This window comes from Streptomyces sp. NBC_01465 (genome assembly GCF_036227325.1).
Classification (GTDB): domain Bacteria; phylum Actinomycetota; class Actinomycetes; order Streptomycetales; family Streptomycetaceae; genus Streptomyces.
The window spans coordinates 3,693,884-3,709,913 of sequence record NZ_CP109467.1 but is presented as its reverse complement, the minus strand read 5'-3'; the positions used below and the strand labels follow the sequence as shown (position 1 = coordinate 3,709,913).

Genomic DNA, 16,030 nt, shown 5'->3' with positions numbered 1-16,030 from the left:
CCCTCAGGTCACGTCAGTACAGCCCCTTGAAGCCCTGCCACCCGGTGCTGATCTTCACGCGTCCGGAGAACGACCCCTTGCCGTTGCCGGTGCTGCGCCACAGCGTCCCGCCGGTGTCGCGCGTCACGAAGTCGGCCTTGCCGTCGCCCGTGATGTCCCCGGTGCCGATGATGGCGTTGTACGAGGACCCCCAGGCGGTCGCCAGCTGCACGCGCGGCTTGAAGCCGCCCTTGCCGTTGCCGTCGTAGCGCCAGAGGATGTTGTTCTGGTCCTTGCCCAGCAGGTCGCCGAACCCGTCGCCGTTGAAGTCGCCGACGCCCGCGAGCTGCCGGTAGTTCTTCCAGTTCGAGGCGATCTGCACCTTCGCCGAAAGACCGCCGGTGCTCGTCCCCTTGTAGAGGTACGTGACGCCCGTCGTGGCGACGCGCGCGATCAGGTCGGGGAGGCCGTCGCCCGTGACGTCGCCGGGCGAGGTCAGCAGGTTGTACTGGTTCCAGCCCTTGCCCAGCGACTTGTACGGGGTGCCGGTGACGAAGGCCTGGCCCACCATGGTTTTGTAGGCGCGGAGTTCACCGCTGCTGAGCCGTACGAGGATGTCGTTGCGCCGGTCGCCGTTCAGATCCCCGAAGGGGACGAGCGTGACCGTGGAGGGCCAACCCGACGCGGACATCGCCCCGTTGAAGCCACCCGTTCCGTTGCCCGGCCGGTACGAGACCACGCCGGACGACGACAGGGTGAGCAGATCACCGATGCCGTCCGGCGCCCACGAACCGCTGTTGGTGAAGTCGCGGCGTACGGCGGCTCCGACGGAGACGCGCACCGACTGGCTGGTGGTCATCGCGGCCCCCGAGCCGTCGGCGGGCTTCGCCGTGACGGTGACGGTGTAGTTGCCGTTGGGGACCAGCGCGCCGGCCGTGCTGCGGAGGTTCCAGCGCGCGGTGAGGTTGCCGTTCACCGGACCGCCGGAGAACGTGCGCACGACAGAGCCGGTGGCCTTGCTGGTGACCGTGGCCGTCCAGGAAGCGGCGGGCTTGTTGAGCAGCGCGCGGTACTGCCACCACGGGTCGGTCGCCGCGCTCGCCTCCCACCTGTTGTCGGTGACCTCGGACTCGATGGAGCCGATCGCCTGGGTGGCGACCCCGCTGGGCACCAGATGGATCTGCTGGTCGGCGTCGACGTAGGCCGCGGGCCCGCCGAACTTGTCGACGGTCCACTTCACGCCGCGCGTGCCTGCGCTGCCGGTGAAGGCGCCGATCGTACGGGTGGTGGCGGTGCCGTCCGCGAAGGCGGTGAGCTTGAGGGCGCCGGCCGCGGTGTCGTTGCGTACGAGATAACCGTCGCCGACCAGGGCGGGGCCGACCGGGACGAGGATGGACTTCTTCGTCGTACGGTCGTAGACGCCGGATACGTCGGTCGCGCCGCACGACCAGTAGATCCAGCGGCCGACGGCCTGGAGCTCCTTCGGGACGCAGGGGGCGCCGGTGCTCACGGTGTCGGTGGTCGTGCCGGTCTTGAGGTCCTTGGCGGTGACAACTCCCGCTGTGGTGCCGGGAGTCCAGAGCTTGGTGCCCCAGATCGAGGCGGCGGTGACGGAGCGGGTGAGGATGGGCTCCAGGTTGGTGTAGACGCCGAGGTCGCCTACGTACTGCTTGGTGGGGGAGGTGCCGTTGACGATGGCGTAGCGGCCGGAGACCTCGAGCATGCTTCCGTAGGCCGAGGGCGTACGGAAGAAGCCTGCCTGGTCGTCCGGGCTGATGGACTGCAGGTTCGACTCGGCGGTGTCGTAGTGGGACGCGAACATCACCGCGCGCCCGTCGCCGGTCGAGTATGGGCCTGTCCTGGTGCTGTAGCTCCACGACTGCCAGGTCGGGGAGGATGGAACATAAGAAGTACCGGTGGAGGCGATCGTGCGGGTCTGATAGCTGCCCATGAAGCTGCCGTCGGCCTCCTGGGTCGCCAAGTTGCCGTTTTGCAGCGACAGTTGACCGATCTTGGCGGCGACCGACGGGACCGCTGTCACCTCGGTGAGGGCCGGAGTCTGAGACCCGGACGCGGTGATCCTGCGTACCGCCCAGTGCCCCGAGTCCGCCCCGCCCACGGCCAGCAGGCTGCCGTCGGGTGCGGAGGCGAGCGTGGCCTTCGCGTGTCGCAGCAGGGTGATCGCATCGCCGCCCGTGAGGGGGACGGCCATGAGGCGCTCGCCTGACTTGTCGGCGTAGTCGCCGGGCTGCGACGGGACGGTGCGGGCGACCACGAGCCAGTCGCCGGCGATACCGAGGGTGGTGGCACCGGGGATCTGCTCGTTGCTGGGCACGGGCAGCGCCAGCGTCCTGTCGGCTGCGGAGAGATCGGCGCGGTCCAGGACGTGCGCGACCGTGGGGTCCTGCGACGACCAGACGACGTGATCGGCGCTCAGTACGGCGGAGACGGGCTCGGCGGAGGCGGAGGTGGAAGCGGAGGCGGCGACGGTGCCGGTGACTTTGGCGGAGGCCAGGTCGACCAGGGCGAGCCGGTACGTACCATCGAGGGTGTAGCTGATGACGGCGGTGGTGCTGTCGCCGCCCACGACGGAGAAGTTGGTGGTGATCCCGGTGGGCCACCCCTCGACGGTGGTGCCTTCGGCGCCCGCGCCGTACAGCCAGAGCAGCCGATTGCCGTCGGCGTCCTGCGACTGGGTCAGGACGTGGGACCCGTAGGTGGCTTTGTAGGTCCCGTGGGTGATCGCGACGTCCGTGCTGGTGCCGGCGGCCAGGTCCCGCAGGACGACCTTCTCGGTGGCCGAGACGACCTCGGTCACGAGGTCGGACGAGGACCCGAGGTAGCCGGCCCCGGCGGCACGGGGAAGGCTGCCCAGCTGGGTCGTCGCGCCGGTGGCGTACGAGGTCCACAGATACCCCGAACTGCCCTCCTGCGCATGCAGATACCCGGTGGCGCCGGCCGAGTAGAGGGTGTCGGACCGGGGCACGTAGCGATCCGACTGGAAGACCTTCTCCGCCGTGACCCCGGTGGTGCCGGCGACGGCAGCCGGAACGGCGGCGAGACCGAGGCCTGCGGTCACGGCGAGAACGACCAGAGCGGCGGTGACGCCGCGGGTGGATCTAAGACTGGCCAACGCAATCTCCCGAAAGGAAAAGGGCGTGGCGGGACGGGCGGCGGCAACGGAATCACCCGCAGCCGGAGCGCGGAATCCGGACCGCGCGAAAGGCAGCGCGGTCTACGAGACGTGGCGTACGGCAAGCGGTACTGCGAAGAATCCCCAGCCCCCCGGCTGTCCCCCCAAGCAAGGAGCCTTGAGATTAACAGCAGCCACATGCATCCCAGGAGCCCCGGCACCCACAATCCCCACGGCCCACGCGCCCCCGCGCGTGCTGCCGAGGGGGAGCCGTGTGTGGGGCTGGGATGTTCGGGTGGATCGTAGTAACCGGCCCCAGAGCACCTCGTGTCACCGGGGAGTGACTCTTCGGGTGTGAGGGCGCTACAGAGGGAGTCCTCGGCTGCGGGGCCGGGCACCTCAGGCGCATGCATTCAAAGATCTTTTCCAGCAGCGACATCGCCCGAGCTCAGCGCGGTCTGCTCACGACTGCTCAGCTGGCGGAGCTCGGTTGCCCGAGTTCCACACTGGTCGGACGGGTGGCCCCCGGAGGGCCGTGGCAGCGGCTGTTGCCCAGGGTGATTCTGTTGCAGACAGGCAGGCCGAGCCCCGAACAGCGTTTGCGGGCAGCGCTGTTGCAGGCGGGCGCGGGCGCCTGCCTGACGGGTGACGCGGCGCTCGCGCTGTACGGCGTGCGGGCGGCGCCGAGGCTGGAGGGGGTGCGGGCGGTCGACGTACTGGTACCGCATGACCGGCATCCGTGCGGCAGTGGGTTCGTACGCATCCACCGCACACGCCGCCCCTGCCGAGCCCTCCCGGTGCGGGGTCTGCCCTGCGCGCCGCTGGTGAGGGCGGCGCTCGAAGCGGTGCCGTACCGGGACAGGGAGAGCGAGGTGGTCGCGCTGCTCACCGAACTGGTGCAGGCCCGCAGCGTCACGCCGGAGGAGCTGATGGCCGAGGTGAGGGACTCCGCACTGGGCAAGGTCCCTGGGGTGGGGGCGGCGATGGAGGGGCTGATCGCGGGGGTGCGTTCGGTGGCGGAGGAGGAGGCGCGGCGGATTCTGCGTACGGCAGGGATCCCGGATCCGCTGTGGAACCGGGACCTCCGCCTGCCGGACGGCACCTGGCTGGCGCGCCCGGACGCGTATTGGCCGTCGGAGGGCGTGGTCCTGGAGATCGACTCGCGGAGGTGGCACCTGGGTCCGGCCGACTGGGAGGCGACGATGGCTCGCCGTAACCGGATGCTGGAGGCGGGCCTGCTTGCGCTGGCGTTCAGTCCGTACCAACTCCGCACCTCACCCGTGAAGTTCGCGCAGTCGGTACGGACCGCACTGGCGACGGGCAGGTCCCGGCCTGCGCCGCTGCTGCGCTGGACGCAGCCGACCAGCTGATCGTGATGGGGCCGGGCTCGATCAATGAGGGTGTGGAAGGTGTCGGATCCTGGCCAATGACGGCCAAGTGATCAGTGCGCATTGACAGTTGGCGAGTCCACCGGCCTACGCTCGCGCCACACGACCTGCACATAGGTGGTCCCGGCGGTGTTAGCGCACCCCGGGACCCGACACCGAAGAATGCGAGTTTCTTCAATGCGAGTCCACAGTAGCGCTCACGCGCGCAATTTCACGGTGCTGCCCAACGCGGCCCTCCGTGACCCCAGTCTCAGCTTCACGGCCCGAGGCATCCTCTGCCACCTCCTCTCCCTGCCCGACGGTGCCCGCGAGGATGTCCGTACGCTCGCGGACCGCTATCCCCGGATCGGCCGGCGCGGCGTAGCGAAGGCGATGGACGAGCTCATCGACCGCGGATACTACGTCCGCCGCACCACGCACGACCCGGCAACGGGCCAGGTGCGCACGGAGACCCACGTGTACGACACCCCGCAGCGGCCCGGGTCTCCGCTTCCCACCAACCCGGGAACCGGTGCGGCAGAGACCGGGAACCCGGGAGCGTCCCCTGAAGGGGAAGAGGACCAGGGTAAAGAAACCTCCCTCCCCGCAAGGGAGTTGAGCGCGGATCCGGACCCGGCCCCCGTACAGCCGTCCGAGCGCACCGCGTCGGACCTGGCCCGGGCAGCCGCCCTCTTGGCCCGTGTCACTGGCCGCGAACCGAAGCTGGCGCTGAGCGCCGCCGAGACCCTCGCCCTGGCCCCGCTCGCAGTGCCGTGGCTGGACCGTGGCGTCTCGGACCTCGTGGCCCGCTCGCTCCTGACGTCGGGCCTGCCCCCGGTGGTCTTCTCGGCCCGCGCGGTCCTGGCCGACCGCCTACGCCGCAAGCTCCCGGCCCCGCGCACCCACCACGACGCGGCGGCCCCGGCCCCGCCCCTGGCGGAGTGCGCCGAGTGCCGGGACCCCCTCCCGCCCACCCAGACCGCAGGCATCTGCACCCCCTGCACCGGAGCCACACCCCGCCCCGCCCCCACACCGCCGCTGCCCGCCTCGGTCCAGGCACGGGTGTCCGCGCTCCGCGCGACGCTGCGCGACCGGAGCCATGCTTCATGGTGAGTGACGCCGACCCGAGGAGCAGGGAGTCGTCCGGGGTTCGGAGACCGGTTCAGCCGAGTTGATCGTCCTGCAGGGCGCGTACGAAACCTGTCCAGGCGGCCGCGTCCACCACGAGCTGGGCAGCCCCCGGCTGCTTCGAGTCGCGTACCAGAGTCCCCGCAGGTACGTGAGCGCACTCGACGCACTCGTTGCCGCTGCCACCACTGAATGTGGACTTGAACCACTGGGGCTCGGACTGCGAGTTCATGAACTCTCCTTGTGCGCCTGTCGGATGAGGGCCGTGGAGGCCTCGAAGCTGAGGGCCTGCGCGCTGAGGTACTGGAAGGCCAACTTATAGCGTTCGATTTCTTGCTGCTTCTCCATGAACAGACCTCCACCGGCCAGGATGTCCAAGAACACAACATCCAGTTCGGGAGTCGGCCCTCCCAGGATGGCGAAGCTGCCGACTGCGGCAGCATGGGCGCCGGTGGCGAACGGCAGGATCTGGATGGTCACATGGGGAAGTTCGGAGACGGCCAGAAGCTGTTGGAACTGCTCGCGCATGACGCCAGGTCCACCCACCCTCCTACGGATGGCGGCCTCGTCGATCACCGCCCAGATGTGCGGGGGATCCTCCCGATTCAGGAGCTCTTGGCGCTTCATGCGGATGTCCACCATGTGCCGGACCTCCTTGTCGGAGCGACGCATCTCCGAAGCCCTGTGTACCGCCTCCGCGTAGCCACGGGTCTGGAGCAATCCGGGGATGTACATGCAGGCGTAGTGGTCCTCGCGAATGACCTCGTCCTCGAGCGTAAGCATGAGGTTCATCGACTCGGGGATCGGATCGGTCAGGGACCTCCACCAGCCTTGGATCTTCGCGCCTTTGGCAAGCTCCACGAGTGCTTGGCGCTCGGCGTCGGTCGCGTCGTACTGCCTGCACAGGGCGTCCACGGCAGGCCACTTGACCGACCCCTCCTTGCGCTCGTAGCGGCTCAGTGTTGCTTTGGAGATGCCGACCAGGGCACCTGCCTCTTCGAGGGTGAAGCCCTTGCGCTCCCGGAGGCGGCGGAGGTCCGCGCCCAGCTGTCGCCTGCGTGTGGTGGGGCCAACTGCCATGGGTACAGCCCTTCGTGTTGATCTCCCGCTGAGAGTGCACGCCTCTGTGTTGCGGCGGCAAGACGGCGCACGCCGGGGGCGCGTAGTGCGCCGGCGCGCCTCACGCGCCTGTGAATGAGAGTTCCATTTTGGAAGTCTCGCTGCAACGCTTAGTCGTTAGGTGATTGCAAGCAGTGCAATCAAGTCGAGGCGTGAGGAGCAGAGTTGTGCGGAACGTCGTCGCTTGTATGTCACGAAAGCCTTGGGATCTGGAGTTCACGGCGGAACCGAGAGAAGTCGGTGCGCTGCGCCGCATCCTGTGCATGCATCTTCGCCTCTGGGGCCTGCATGAAGCGGTGGAATCAGCTCAGTTGTGTGTCAGCGAACTCGTGTCCAACGTCATCACGCATGTGGGTGAGGGCACTCCCACCACCCTCGGCGTCTCCATGAACGGCACGTATCTGCGCATCGAGATCCACGACCCGGACACCAGGGTGCTGCCCACGCTCCTCGCGGCGACGGAGGATTCGGAGTCGGGGCGGGGCATGACCCTCGTCGATGCCGTGTCCGAACGGTGGGGAGTGCAACTGCGGGCAGATCGCAAGGTCACCTGGTGCGAGCTGGCCACCGGTCTGGCTGCGCCGGAGGGGCATGGGGGAGGAGACCACGTCACGCGCGCCGAAGCGATGCTCACTCTGTGGGGCGCTCCCGGTGACGGCCGAGTAGGCGCCGCTGTCGGGGAGGAGACGGCGATCGGCATGATCGCCGATCTCCTCCACTGGCTCCGGGCCCATGGATGCGACCCGGACGAGGCGCTCGACCGCGCCCAGACGCACTTCGAGGGCGAGTTGGGCGGGGCGGCGTGAAACCCGGGTACGAGAGGGCGCGCGGGTCACATGGTTGGGTCCAGGGGTGTAGCGAGGGATCGTCGTAGAAGCTACCGAAGCACCACCGCTACCTGCGGATTCGGGTCCGAACGGTCGGGAGTCGGCCAACGATTCTTTGATGCGCCAGGTGACGCCATCGCTGGGTCAGCTGGGCGGAATGCATTCCACTGCCCTTCTATCGCTTCCCGCATGAGAGGGCGGCGGCGATAGCCGTACCCACTGCCGTGGCCAGGGACGGCGGCAGCGCGTGGCCAATCTGGCGGTAGGCCTTCGTCTTACCTCCGGCGAAGGACCAGTCCTCGGGGAAGGATTGGAGCAGCGCGGTTTGGGCGAGGGTCAGTTTGACCGGGGCGTCGATCGGGGTGGTCGCGGTTGGAAGGGCGTCGGCGAGGCTGTTGCCGTCGACGCCCAAGTTGAGCCAGGCCTTCTTGCTGCCGGTGGGGCCGAGGTCGGCGCCGCCGCGGTTGTCCGAGCCGCCGACCAGGGTGGGGCCGGGGGAGGATGCTCCGGCCATCCAGCGGGTGGAACCAGGCCAGCCCCCGGCGGACATGGAGGGTCCCAGTGTTCCGGCGACGGTGCTCAGGGGTTGGGGGAGTGGGAGTGGCCAGACGAAGCCGGCGGCGTACGGCTCGACCATGGCGACCAGGAATCCGCAGCGTCGGTTCTGGGGAACGCCGAAGTCGACGGCGTCCAGGACCTGCCAGAACACTCGGTATCCCTCCGAGTCGAGGAAGGACTCGATCGCTCTGCGTTCGGGTTCGTAGGTGGGTTTGTCGATGAAGTCGGGGATGTTCTCCAGAAGGAGCGCCTTCGGGCGGATGGTCTCGATCAGATTGACCGCCGTTTCGAAGACCTTGCGCTCTTCCGTGTCGTCGCCCCGGCTCGCGCTCGCGGTGGAGAGGAGACGAGGGAGACCACCACTCACGAGGTCGACGTTCAGCGTCTCCGGGTGGTCCTCGGGATCGAATGCCAGCAGATCGCCGCACTGCACCTTCCACTGCGGGCGGTTGAGGGCGAGCGTCTCGCAGGCGTGAGGCTTGTTGTCGATGAGCAGCAACGGATCGAACCCGGCTCGTTCCAGGCCGAGGGCCTGGCCGCCGGCACCCGCGCACAGTTCGAGGGAGGTGAATCGCCGAACGGGGGCGGAGGGAGCGGGAGGGGCCTGTGCAAGGGGTGAGCCGGCGAAGGCTGCGTCGACGACGGTCTTGACCTGTGTCGCGTCGAGTTCGGCACCACGTGCCTGCGTGAGCACAGCCGACACCGACTCACGAAGAGTGGCGCGCAGCTCGTCCTCCAGAGCGCTCGACTCGATGCTGTCGAAGCTGACGAAGGGGGCGAGGCGGAGCAGTCGCTTCAGGAAATCGCGCAGGGTGTCGCGTTCGTTGAGTCCGGTCAGTTCGGCGAGTGCGACCTCGTTCCAGACGGTGAGGATGGCCTTCACCAGATGCGGGCTGCCGCCGAGCGCTGTGCGCCGCGCGTAGATCTGGTCGAAGGCCGCCTCGCCGAGGATGCGCAGAGAGGCGTAGGGGTTCTCGTCCTCAGGGGAATGGACCAGTTGGGCCCGCCACCACATGCGCCCGAAGACGTGACGGGTCAGGTCGGTGCCCAGGACGCGGTCACGTGTGGGTGAGGGGTAGCGCCAGTAGGCGATGTCGGGCATCAGGATCAGCGAGAGGAAGGCCCAGACCTCTCGGGAGGCGGCTTCCGCGGGAACGAGTCCCATCGTGGAGTGCAGGAGCGCAGCCAGGCGTTGGTCGAAGTCCGCGTTCCCGGAACGGGAGGAACTGTCGGGGTAACCGGCCTCGCGAGCCAGCGTTTCCACCGCGTCGCGCAGTTCCTCCAGTCGCTGCTCTGAGACGCGATCCCCGCCGGTCGCCACGTACACGGCGGAATCGTGCGATGTGCGGGATCGGGATCTGAGTTCGGAGAGGGAGAGATCGCCGTGCTCCGTGTACAGCCCCTTCGCCTGATCGGGGAGGAGCCGTGGGTACAGCTGACTCATCAGGACTCCTCGAAGATCTTGACAGCGGCCTGTAGTTCGGAGGAGAAGCGGCTCGGGGAACTCTCGCGCAGCAGCCGGATGTCGGTGATGCTGCGCATGGGGAAGAGTCGGTCGAAGAGAGCCGCGCAGGTCGCGCCGAGCGAGTCGTCGGGGAAGTCGGCCGCGTCGGTGAACTCGGCCTGGGTGAATGCGTGCTCGATCAGGCAACGGGCGGTGTCCGCGTGCACCGCCGACAGCACCAGCTTGTCCACCGGACGGGGCTTGCCCGCATTGGCGAACGCGGCGGTGGTGACGGCGTTCCGCTCGTTGATCAGCAGGAGCAGCGAACCCATGGTGGAGCTCTCCAGGCTTCCGCTGATCTGAAGATGCCAGGCGGCGGCGTCCGGATGAGTGGTGTGGGCGAAATCGATGACCGCCATCGGGAATTGGGGAGCGTCTCCCTGGAGGCGCAGTCCGTTGCGATCGCTCCACAGCACCGATCCGGCCCGGCGGGGGGAGGACGGTGGGGCATCGGGCCGTCGGTCCGCCAGCACCAGGACGGTGTCCAGGACGAGAAGTCCGCCGAGGTCCGCCCCGCGCAGCCGGAAATCGAGGTTGACGTCCTCGGTACCGCCGGCCACCCGCAGGCGGGCGTGTCGGGCGGGCCCACTGAGGTTGGATCCGGAGGATCTCCAGACCACGCTCAACATCAGTGGTGTGTCGTCGGCCAGACCGCTCTGCGTGCGCACCCCTGTGAGGTCGACGCTGACCCTGCGGCGCAGGTGCAGGTCCATCTGGTAGTCCCAGTCCGGCAGTGCTTCCGGCAGCGGGATCTCGTCCTCGCCCAGAACGAGCCGCCAACCGGCTGCGGTGACGGCGCTCTCGGGCGGTACACGGTAGGGCAGGGCGCGCAGCGTCATGTGGTGCGTACCGCCTCGACCTTGACGGAGATCTCGGTCATGGTGTCCGGCGCGGGCACGACCAGCGCACGCCAGATCCCCCCGTCGCCACCGTCGATCTCGTAGTCGGGAGCGGTGTGGAGGGTGCCGTCCGCCTGCTCCCATCCCAGCAGCTCGGGCATCGGGGCTCCGAGAGGCGGATCGGTCTCGCGTCCGCTCGCACCCGGCAGCGTGATGGCGAGGTCGATGCGCACTCTCTGCCGCAGGGCGACGGGAAGTCGGAACTCCTGGACGAGCACAGTGGTGGCGGCTCTCTCGTCGTAGTACGGCTCGCCGAGGTACTGCACGCGCGGACGCGCGGCTCGTCGGTCGGTCCTCGGAGCGGAGGGTGCGGAGGAATCGCCCTCGGTGGCTGCGGATTCCTTGGGCAGGTACTCGTTCCCGGCGGCTGTCGAGACGTCTGCGGCTGCTTCGGCATCGGCAGCCCTGGCCGCGCGACTCGGGGCACGGGACACGGTGCTGCCGGGCTTCTCCGTGGAGTACGCGGTGGCACCACCGATGCCCCAGGCCCCGCCCACCAGGCCTGAGAACATGGAACTGGCCGCGCCCAATGCGACGCCCTTCGCTCCGTCACGGGTGACGGCCGCGAGATTCAGCAGACCATCGACGCTGTCCCGGATGCGAGTGAACGTGGTGCGTACGAAGGTGCTGTCGGGATACTCCAGCGATTGATGGTTCCAGGCATCGTGGGTGGGCGGTTCGGCCTGCGCGTAGACCTCGTCCATGGAGGGATCGGCACGGAATACCCCGGCGTAGCCGAGGTTCTGCGACGGGGGACGCACTCCGGCGAAGTAGGTGACGACCAACTCGGCTGGACGCATCAGGCACACATGGTGCACGAGGTCGTCGATGTCGACCATGCGCGAGGCCATGGTGGAGCGGTTGGGGGGCATGATGGCTTTGACGAGCCCGAGTTCGCCGAGCAGTCTTTTCGGACGCTGGCACTCCAGGGCCTTGGCCTTGGGGCCGCCGAGTTGGTCGTAAGCGGCGACGAACAAGCTGAGCGGACGGGTGTTCCGAGGATCGGGAACCGGGACGTCGACGCCGTCGCAGCTGACCGCGAATCGCATGGCGGGACTCGCGCCGTTGCTCTCGATCATCTTGGGCCACAGATGCCAGGCGATCGTGTCGGCCAGGTACCCGGCGGTGGTGGCGGGGTCGATCTCCTCGTCGTCGCGTCGCAGCAGCGGATCGACCACGACGACCGTGGTGCCGGTCTCCCCGGGGCCGAAGGACTTGAGGCCGAGTCGTCGCGCGGCCGCATCGGCGACTTCGTCCAGAAGCGGCTCGATCAGCTCGCCCGAGGTGTCACCCCACCAGTGCCGACCGGTGAAGCGGCGCTTCTCGCCGTCGAGGTCTGCGAGGTAGCTGTTCCACATCGCGCAACCGATCAGCCGCGTCTGGAGGGTCCCGTCGGGCAGCACGCAGCGGGTGTGCACCAGGATCACGCCGGGCTTCGAGAGGAGATAGAAGATCCCTTTGCCGAAGCCGTAGGTGCCGCCGCCGAGAGCGTTGTCGCGCGGCTCGCCGATGTTGCGGATGAAGGAGACGAAGTCCCGGTTGCCCCCTGTCACCTGATCCGCACGGGTCGGACCGCCAAGGCCCTTGGTGCCGCGGTCGGAGACCGTGAGAAGTCGCACGGCCGAGCTGCGCAGGGTGTCGCGCAACGGCAGATCGGCTTTCGCCGGAGCATCGTTGAGCAGCATCTCCCGCCATGCGCCGATGCGCGCGGGGCTGATGGTGGAGAGGTCGATCCGGTAGTCGACCGGTACGCCGCTGCCTTCGCGGTGCGCGTCCCAGCTGTTCTGCGCGGATTCGCGCACCAAGATCGTCAACAGGTCCAGTTGGGGGCGACCGAGCTGCCTGCGGATCCCTTCGGCCGCGCTCGCGCCTTCAGGCGGATAGGGCTGGGAGTGCCAGCCTTGGTGGGCCGCAGAGTTCACGAACCCTCCCGCAGCAGCTCCTGAAGGCTCAGGAGCCTCTCCTCCTCCGCCATGGGAGCGGGCTGTTCCCCGGACAAGTCGATGGTGTAGTCGACGTTCATGGCGTCGAGGGGAACACCTGCCTGGGCCAGCTGCTGCTCGGTCAGCTTCGGGAAGGAGGCGTCCACCCGGTACCAACGTTCCTCGGCGGTCTCGAAGCGGACCGTGCCGTTCAGCGCGGCATCGGCAGGGCGGTAGCCGACCTCGGCGAGCAGTGCCAGTACCGCGCTCTCGTCGTCCGAGAGGTTCAGTACGTGTTCGACCAGTTCGACCAGACCGGTGCCGTTCTCCTGGGTACGGCGCAGACGCATCCAGACCAGTTCCAGAGGACCGTTGGTCGGCTCCTCCAGTTGGTCGAGGCCGTGGATGCGGGGACGTCGCCCCTCGTCCACTGTCGAGACCTTGACCTCGAGGGCCCCGGCGGCTCCGGCGAAATCGTGGCGGTGTCCCTTGGGGCCCTGCCAAAGCCGGTGGGCGCTGGGATCCAGTTCCAACAGGCGACTCAGGACGCTCAGCTCGCCGAAGAGCCCTGCGACCTGCTCCGGGCCCAGGGGTGCGCCCACGGAGCGGAACAGCGCCTTCCACCGGTCGATCACCTTGTACAGCGCCTTGAGAGGGTTCTCGGGCACCTGCTCCGTTTCGACCAGGATGTCCGTGCACAGTCGGGTGAACAACTCGTTGAACTCGGGCTTCAGACAGCCGAGGTCCGCGTACACCCGGTAGGTGTCGGCGTCCTCCAGCGGGCGCCTGCGCACCTGGAGAACAGGACCGTTCAGGCCGTTTCGCAACTGCTGGTTGCTCTTGATCGGGACCAGGATGTGACGATGACCGAGCTGGTCGATGGCGGTGGCCACAGACCCGTTGACCGTAGCGATCGACAGCTCTGCCACGCGGAACTTCCGCTCCCCGGTGACCGGTCGGCTCTCCAGTTCGGCCCACCTGTCTTCGATGGCCCGGCGGAGAGGGTTCTCGGTCATGCGTCGACCTCGAGAGCGCTGAAGTCCTCTTCTTCCAGGACGACGTCGGACAGGTCTGCGGTGATGTAACGGCTGACCTCGCTGTCGGCCCCGGTGGGTTCGGGGAAGACCAGGCCGACGCCGATCACGTGCGCCTCGGCGTCCAGCGGGGCACGAAGCTTCTTGGCGGGCGCGGGCCGCGAGGTCTTGTCGATCGGGTAGAGCACCAGCAGTCCGGTACCGGGCAACTCCTTGCGGCGCGCGCGTTTGATGGCAGCCTCGTCCAGGCCCGACACTTCCCCGGTCAGGTCGACGGCGGCGTCCCTGCGGCTCATCAGCGTCTTGATGTCGGCGAAGTCCGCGCGGGCGCTGGTGCCGTGTTCGGCGGCGATGCGGGCGCGGGTGACGCGGCCGACCGAGATGCCCGGGGCGAACTCGAAGGCGTCCTGGGCCGCGCGGAGCGGATTTCCCACGATGGCGATGTTCCAGCGGCTCAACTCCCCCGCCGTGCGCACCCGCTTGCGGATGTAGTCACTGATCAGCTTGCCGTCGGTCTCCACGGAGTCCTCGTGGAAGTGGTAGTTCTCCAGGAAGTCCAGCACCAGTTCGTGCGGGACTTCGCGCAGCAGATAACGGCCTTCGGAAGTGCGGTCGTCCGTCCTGACCGCCTGCTCCTGCGCTGATCCGACCAACTCGCGGGCGGCCTCGGCGTTCTCCGCCAGCCATTCGGCATTGGTGTGGAAGTAGTGGGTCTGCACACGCTTGCCGCCGAACGAGGAGGCGGCGGTGACAGCGTCACGCATCTTGGCCACAGCGGTGACCCGCAGGTTCGGGTGCGTGCGCAGGCGCACGGTGAAGCTCATCGGAGTCTCGTCCTCGGTGAGGTAGACGTCGATGTCGCGCCGCATCTCGGTCTCGACGGTGGCGAGGTGACGGAACCACCGCGCCAGTTCGTCGGTCATCCAGATCCGGGGCAGATCTGCGTAGCCGTTGCGGAAACCGAACCAGCGGCCCATCTGAAGCAGCGTGTCATACGCGGAGACCGCGCGGACGAAGTAGCTGACGGACAGCCCTTCCAGCGTCAGACCGCGGGAGAGGGTGTTGCCGCCGACCGCGATCGCCGTCACCGGGCCGTTCTCGTAGTCGAGGCGGGCTTCGCTGCTGGAGTTGTCCATGATGATCCGACAGCGGTCGAGTACACCGGGCAACTGCTCCAGCAGCATGTCGAAGGGAACCTTCTGTTCGCCGAAGTCCTCGGCGGGCACGCGTTCCGTCTCCCGGTCCCACAGCGACCGGAGTTGTGCCAGCAGCGCCGGCTCGCTCAGCCTGGCGCGAGTCGTCGAGCGCAGGTGTTCCAGCGGTGGGTGAAAACTGTTGTGCACCACCGTGTTCACGCTGGTGTGGATCAACATGGTGCTGTGCGGGTTGCCCGTGCCTCGCACCCGGCGGGCGGCGGTGGCAAGCCAGAAGTAGTGGACGGAGTCGCGCAGCGTGTCGGTGATGAACGGCTCGAAACCCTCTGTCTCCTCGCGATTGCGGGGCCGGACGGCGTCGATGTCCGCATCGGGGATCGAGCGGATCATGTCGTGGCCGTCATCGACGTCCTCGGGATCCTCCCCGTCCAGCGCGTAGCGACCGAACAGCACCTCGGTGCCGAAGTGGCCTTGCGGCTTGGGCAGGTTGACGATGAAGTCCTTCGGGTACAGGTCCGCGGCAGCCGGGTCGATGAGGAGATTCGCGAAGGGGGAGGCGGTGTAACCCACATAGGCGGAGCGCGGAAGGCTGCCGAGGATGCCCAGGATCAACGGGTTGATCGTGGGGGTGGCGACGGAAGCCTGGTCGGCTTCGTCGTCGATGATCAGAGCGGGGCAGTCCTGAAGGTAGTCCTTGGCGCCCGCGAGCCATTTGGTCAGCTTCTCCAGCACGTGCTTGTTCTTCTTCACCACGCACAGGACACGCGTCTTGTTGCTCTTGCCGAAGTAGGACGCCGGATTCTGGGTGGGGTGGAAGTCGTCGTCCAACCCGGTCATCTGGGTCCACAAGGTCGGGTTCGGCTCGACCAACTGCTTCATCAGCCGGGCCTGCGTCTGCCGGCGCAGGCCGTTGTGGATGCCGGCCAGCACGATGATGAGTTTGTAACCGCGGTCCACGGCCTTGGCTGTGACTGCGGTGAAGCTGGTGGTCTTGCCCGACTGGACGTAGCCGACGACGAGGCCTCGCGTGGAGAAGGCCGGTTCGAGGGGGTGGTTCAGCAGGGAGACGATCCGGGTCGAGGATTCGTCCAGGCTCCGGATCGCCGGTTCCTGGGGCCAGCCGTCCTGTTCGAGCAGGCCGACCAGAGCCGGCCAGCACTTGTCCCCTTCGCGCGGGCCGGTGTACCACGTGTCGCGATTGCCTATGACCGCGGAACGCGGCTCCTCCAGCTCCTTGATGCGCAGGCAGTCGCTCTCGTGCCGTTCCCGGATCCATTGAAGCGTCTCGGGGGCGGCGCCGAACATCTCGATGCGCTTCACGGCCTCGGCAGGGGTGTGCTTGTCGAGCAGGTCCTTGAACGTGTCGTACAACATGTCGTTGACGTCGTCGACCATCACTACCCCGT

The 16,030-nt window shown here is 68.0% G+C and carries 11 protein-coding genes; 3 read left to right on the top strand and 8 right to left on the bottom strand.

Annotation, left to right across the window (positions count from 1 at the left end; translation table 11 throughout):
- Positions 1-13: 13 nt before the first annotated feature.
- On the bottom strand, positions 14-3,112 hold the full coding sequence (locus OG707_RS17460; protein WP_329119249.1) for an FG-GAP-like repeat-containing protein: 3,099 nt from the start codon (positions 3,110-3,112) through the stop codon (positions 14-16).
- A 566-nt stretch (positions 3,113-3,678) separates the two neighbouring features.
- On the opposite strand from OG707_RS17460, the gene OG707_RS17455 reads away from it, so the two are divergent.
- Together OG707_RS17455 and OG707_RS17450 are read left to right on the top strand one after the other, a co-directional pair.
- Entirely contained in the window at positions 3,679-4,482 is an 804-nt protein-coding gene (locus OG707_RS17455) for a hypothetical protein (RefSeq protein ID WP_329119247.1), read from the top strand.
- Positions 4,483-4,677: 195 nt separating this feature from the next.
- Positions 4,678-5,592 carry a helix-turn-helix domain-containing protein gene (locus OG707_RS17450; protein ID WP_329119246.1) on the top strand — a complete coding sequence of 305 codons (915 nt, stop codon included), beginning with the start codon at positions 4,678-4,680 and terminating at the stop codon, positions 5,590-5,592.
- A 49-nt stretch (positions 5,593-5,641) separates the two neighbouring features.
- Here the strand turns inward: OG707_RS17450 and OG707_RS17445 are convergent, their stop codons facing one another.
- On the bottom strand, positions 5,642-5,839 hold the full coding sequence (locus OG707_RS17445; protein ID WP_329119244.1) for a DUF397 domain-containing protein: 198 nt from the start codon (positions 5,837-5,839) through the stop codon (positions 5,642-5,644).
- Positions 5,836-6,687 carry a helix-turn-helix domain-containing protein gene (locus OG707_RS17440; RefSeq protein ID WP_329119243.1) on the bottom strand — a complete coding sequence of 284 codons (852 nt, stop codon included), beginning with the start codon at positions 6,685-6,687 and terminating at the stop codon, positions 5,836-5,838. The genes OG707_RS17445 and OG707_RS17440 overlap by 4 nt, the downstream gene beginning before the upstream one ends.
- Before the next feature lie 227 nt (positions 6,688-6,914).
- Between OG707_RS17440 and OG707_RS17435 the strand changes: the two genes are divergently transcribed.
- Positions 6,915-7,532 carry an ATP-binding protein gene (locus OG707_RS17435; RefSeq protein ID WP_329119240.1) on the top strand — a complete coding sequence of 206 codons (618 nt, stop codon included), beginning with the start codon at positions 6,915-6,917 and terminating at the stop codon, positions 7,530-7,532.
- A gap of 196 nt (positions 7,533-7,728) precedes the next feature.
- On the opposite strand, the gene OG707_RS17430 is transcribed toward OG707_RS17435, so the two are convergent.
- The 5 genes from OG707_RS17430 to OG707_RS17410 are packed head-to-tail and all read right to left on the bottom strand — an operon-like array spanning position 7,729 to position 16,019.
- The gene (locus OG707_RS17430) at positions 7,729-9,555 is read right to left on the bottom strand and encodes a DNA cytosine methyltransferase (protein WP_329119238.1); all 1,827 of its coding nucleotides are present in this window, start codon (positions 9,553-9,555) and stop codon (positions 7,729-7,731) included.
- A complete protein-coding gene (locus tag OG707_RS17425; protein ID WP_329119236.1) occupies positions 9,555-10,454 on the bottom strand; it encodes a hypothetical protein in 900 nt (299 codons plus the stop codon). Before OG707_RS17425 ends, OG707_RS17430 begins: the two co-directional genes overlap by 1 nt.
- A complete protein-coding gene (locus tag OG707_RS17420) occupies positions 10,451-12,436 on the bottom strand; it encodes a hypothetical protein (protein WP_329119234.1) in 1,986 nt (661 codons plus the stop codon). The genes OG707_RS17425 and OG707_RS17420 overlap by 4 nt, the downstream gene beginning before the upstream one ends.
- Positions 12,433-13,452, bottom strand: coding sequence for a PD-(D/E)XK motif protein (locus tag OG707_RS17415; protein WP_329119231.1), 1,020 nt, complete (start codon positions 13,450-13,452; stop codon positions 12,433-12,435). The genes OG707_RS17420 and OG707_RS17415 overlap by 4 nt, the downstream gene beginning before the upstream one ends.
- Positions 13,449-16,019, bottom strand: coding sequence for a Z1 domain-containing protein (locus OG707_RS17410; protein ID WP_329119229.1), 2,571 nt, complete (start codon positions 16,017-16,019; stop codon positions 13,449-13,451). The genes OG707_RS17415 and OG707_RS17410 overlap by 4 nt, the downstream gene beginning before the upstream one ends.
- Positions 16,020-16,030: the final 11 nt, after the last annotated feature.

Bases quoted from the DNA above. Each gene is read 5' to 3' on its own strand.
- OG707_RS17450 (WP_329119246.1), top strand. From the start codon at position 4,678: ATGCGAGTCCACAGTAGCGCTCACGCGCGCAATTTCACGGTGCTGCCC.
- OG707_RS17445 (WP_329119244.1), bottom strand. From the start codon at position 5,839: ATGAACTCGCAGTCCGAGCCCCAGTGGTTCAAGTCCACATTCAGTGGT.
- OG707_RS17440 (WP_329119243.1), bottom strand. From the start codon at position 6,687: ATGGCAGTTGGCCCCACCACACGCAGGCGACAGCTGGGCGCGGACCTC.
- OG707_RS17435 (WP_329119240.1), top strand. From the start codon at position 6,915: ATGTCACGAAAGCCTTGGGATCTGGAGTTCACGGCGGAACCGAGAGAA.
- OG707_RS17430 (WP_329119238.1), bottom strand. From the start codon at position 9,555: ATGAGTCAGCTGTACCCACGGCTCCTCCCCGATCAGGCGAAGGGGCTG.
- OG707_RS17425 (WP_329119236.1), bottom strand. From the start codon at position 10,454: ATGACGCTGCGCGCCCTGCCCTACCGTGTACCGCCCGAGAGCGCCGTC.
- OG707_RS17415 (WP_329119231.1), bottom strand. From the start codon at position 13,452: ATGACCGAGAACCCTCTCCGCCGGGCCATCGAAGACAGGTGGGCCGAA.
- OG707_RS17410 (WP_329119229.1), bottom strand. From the start codon at position 16,019: ATGGTCGACGACGTCAACGACATGTTGTACGACACGTTCAAGGACCTG.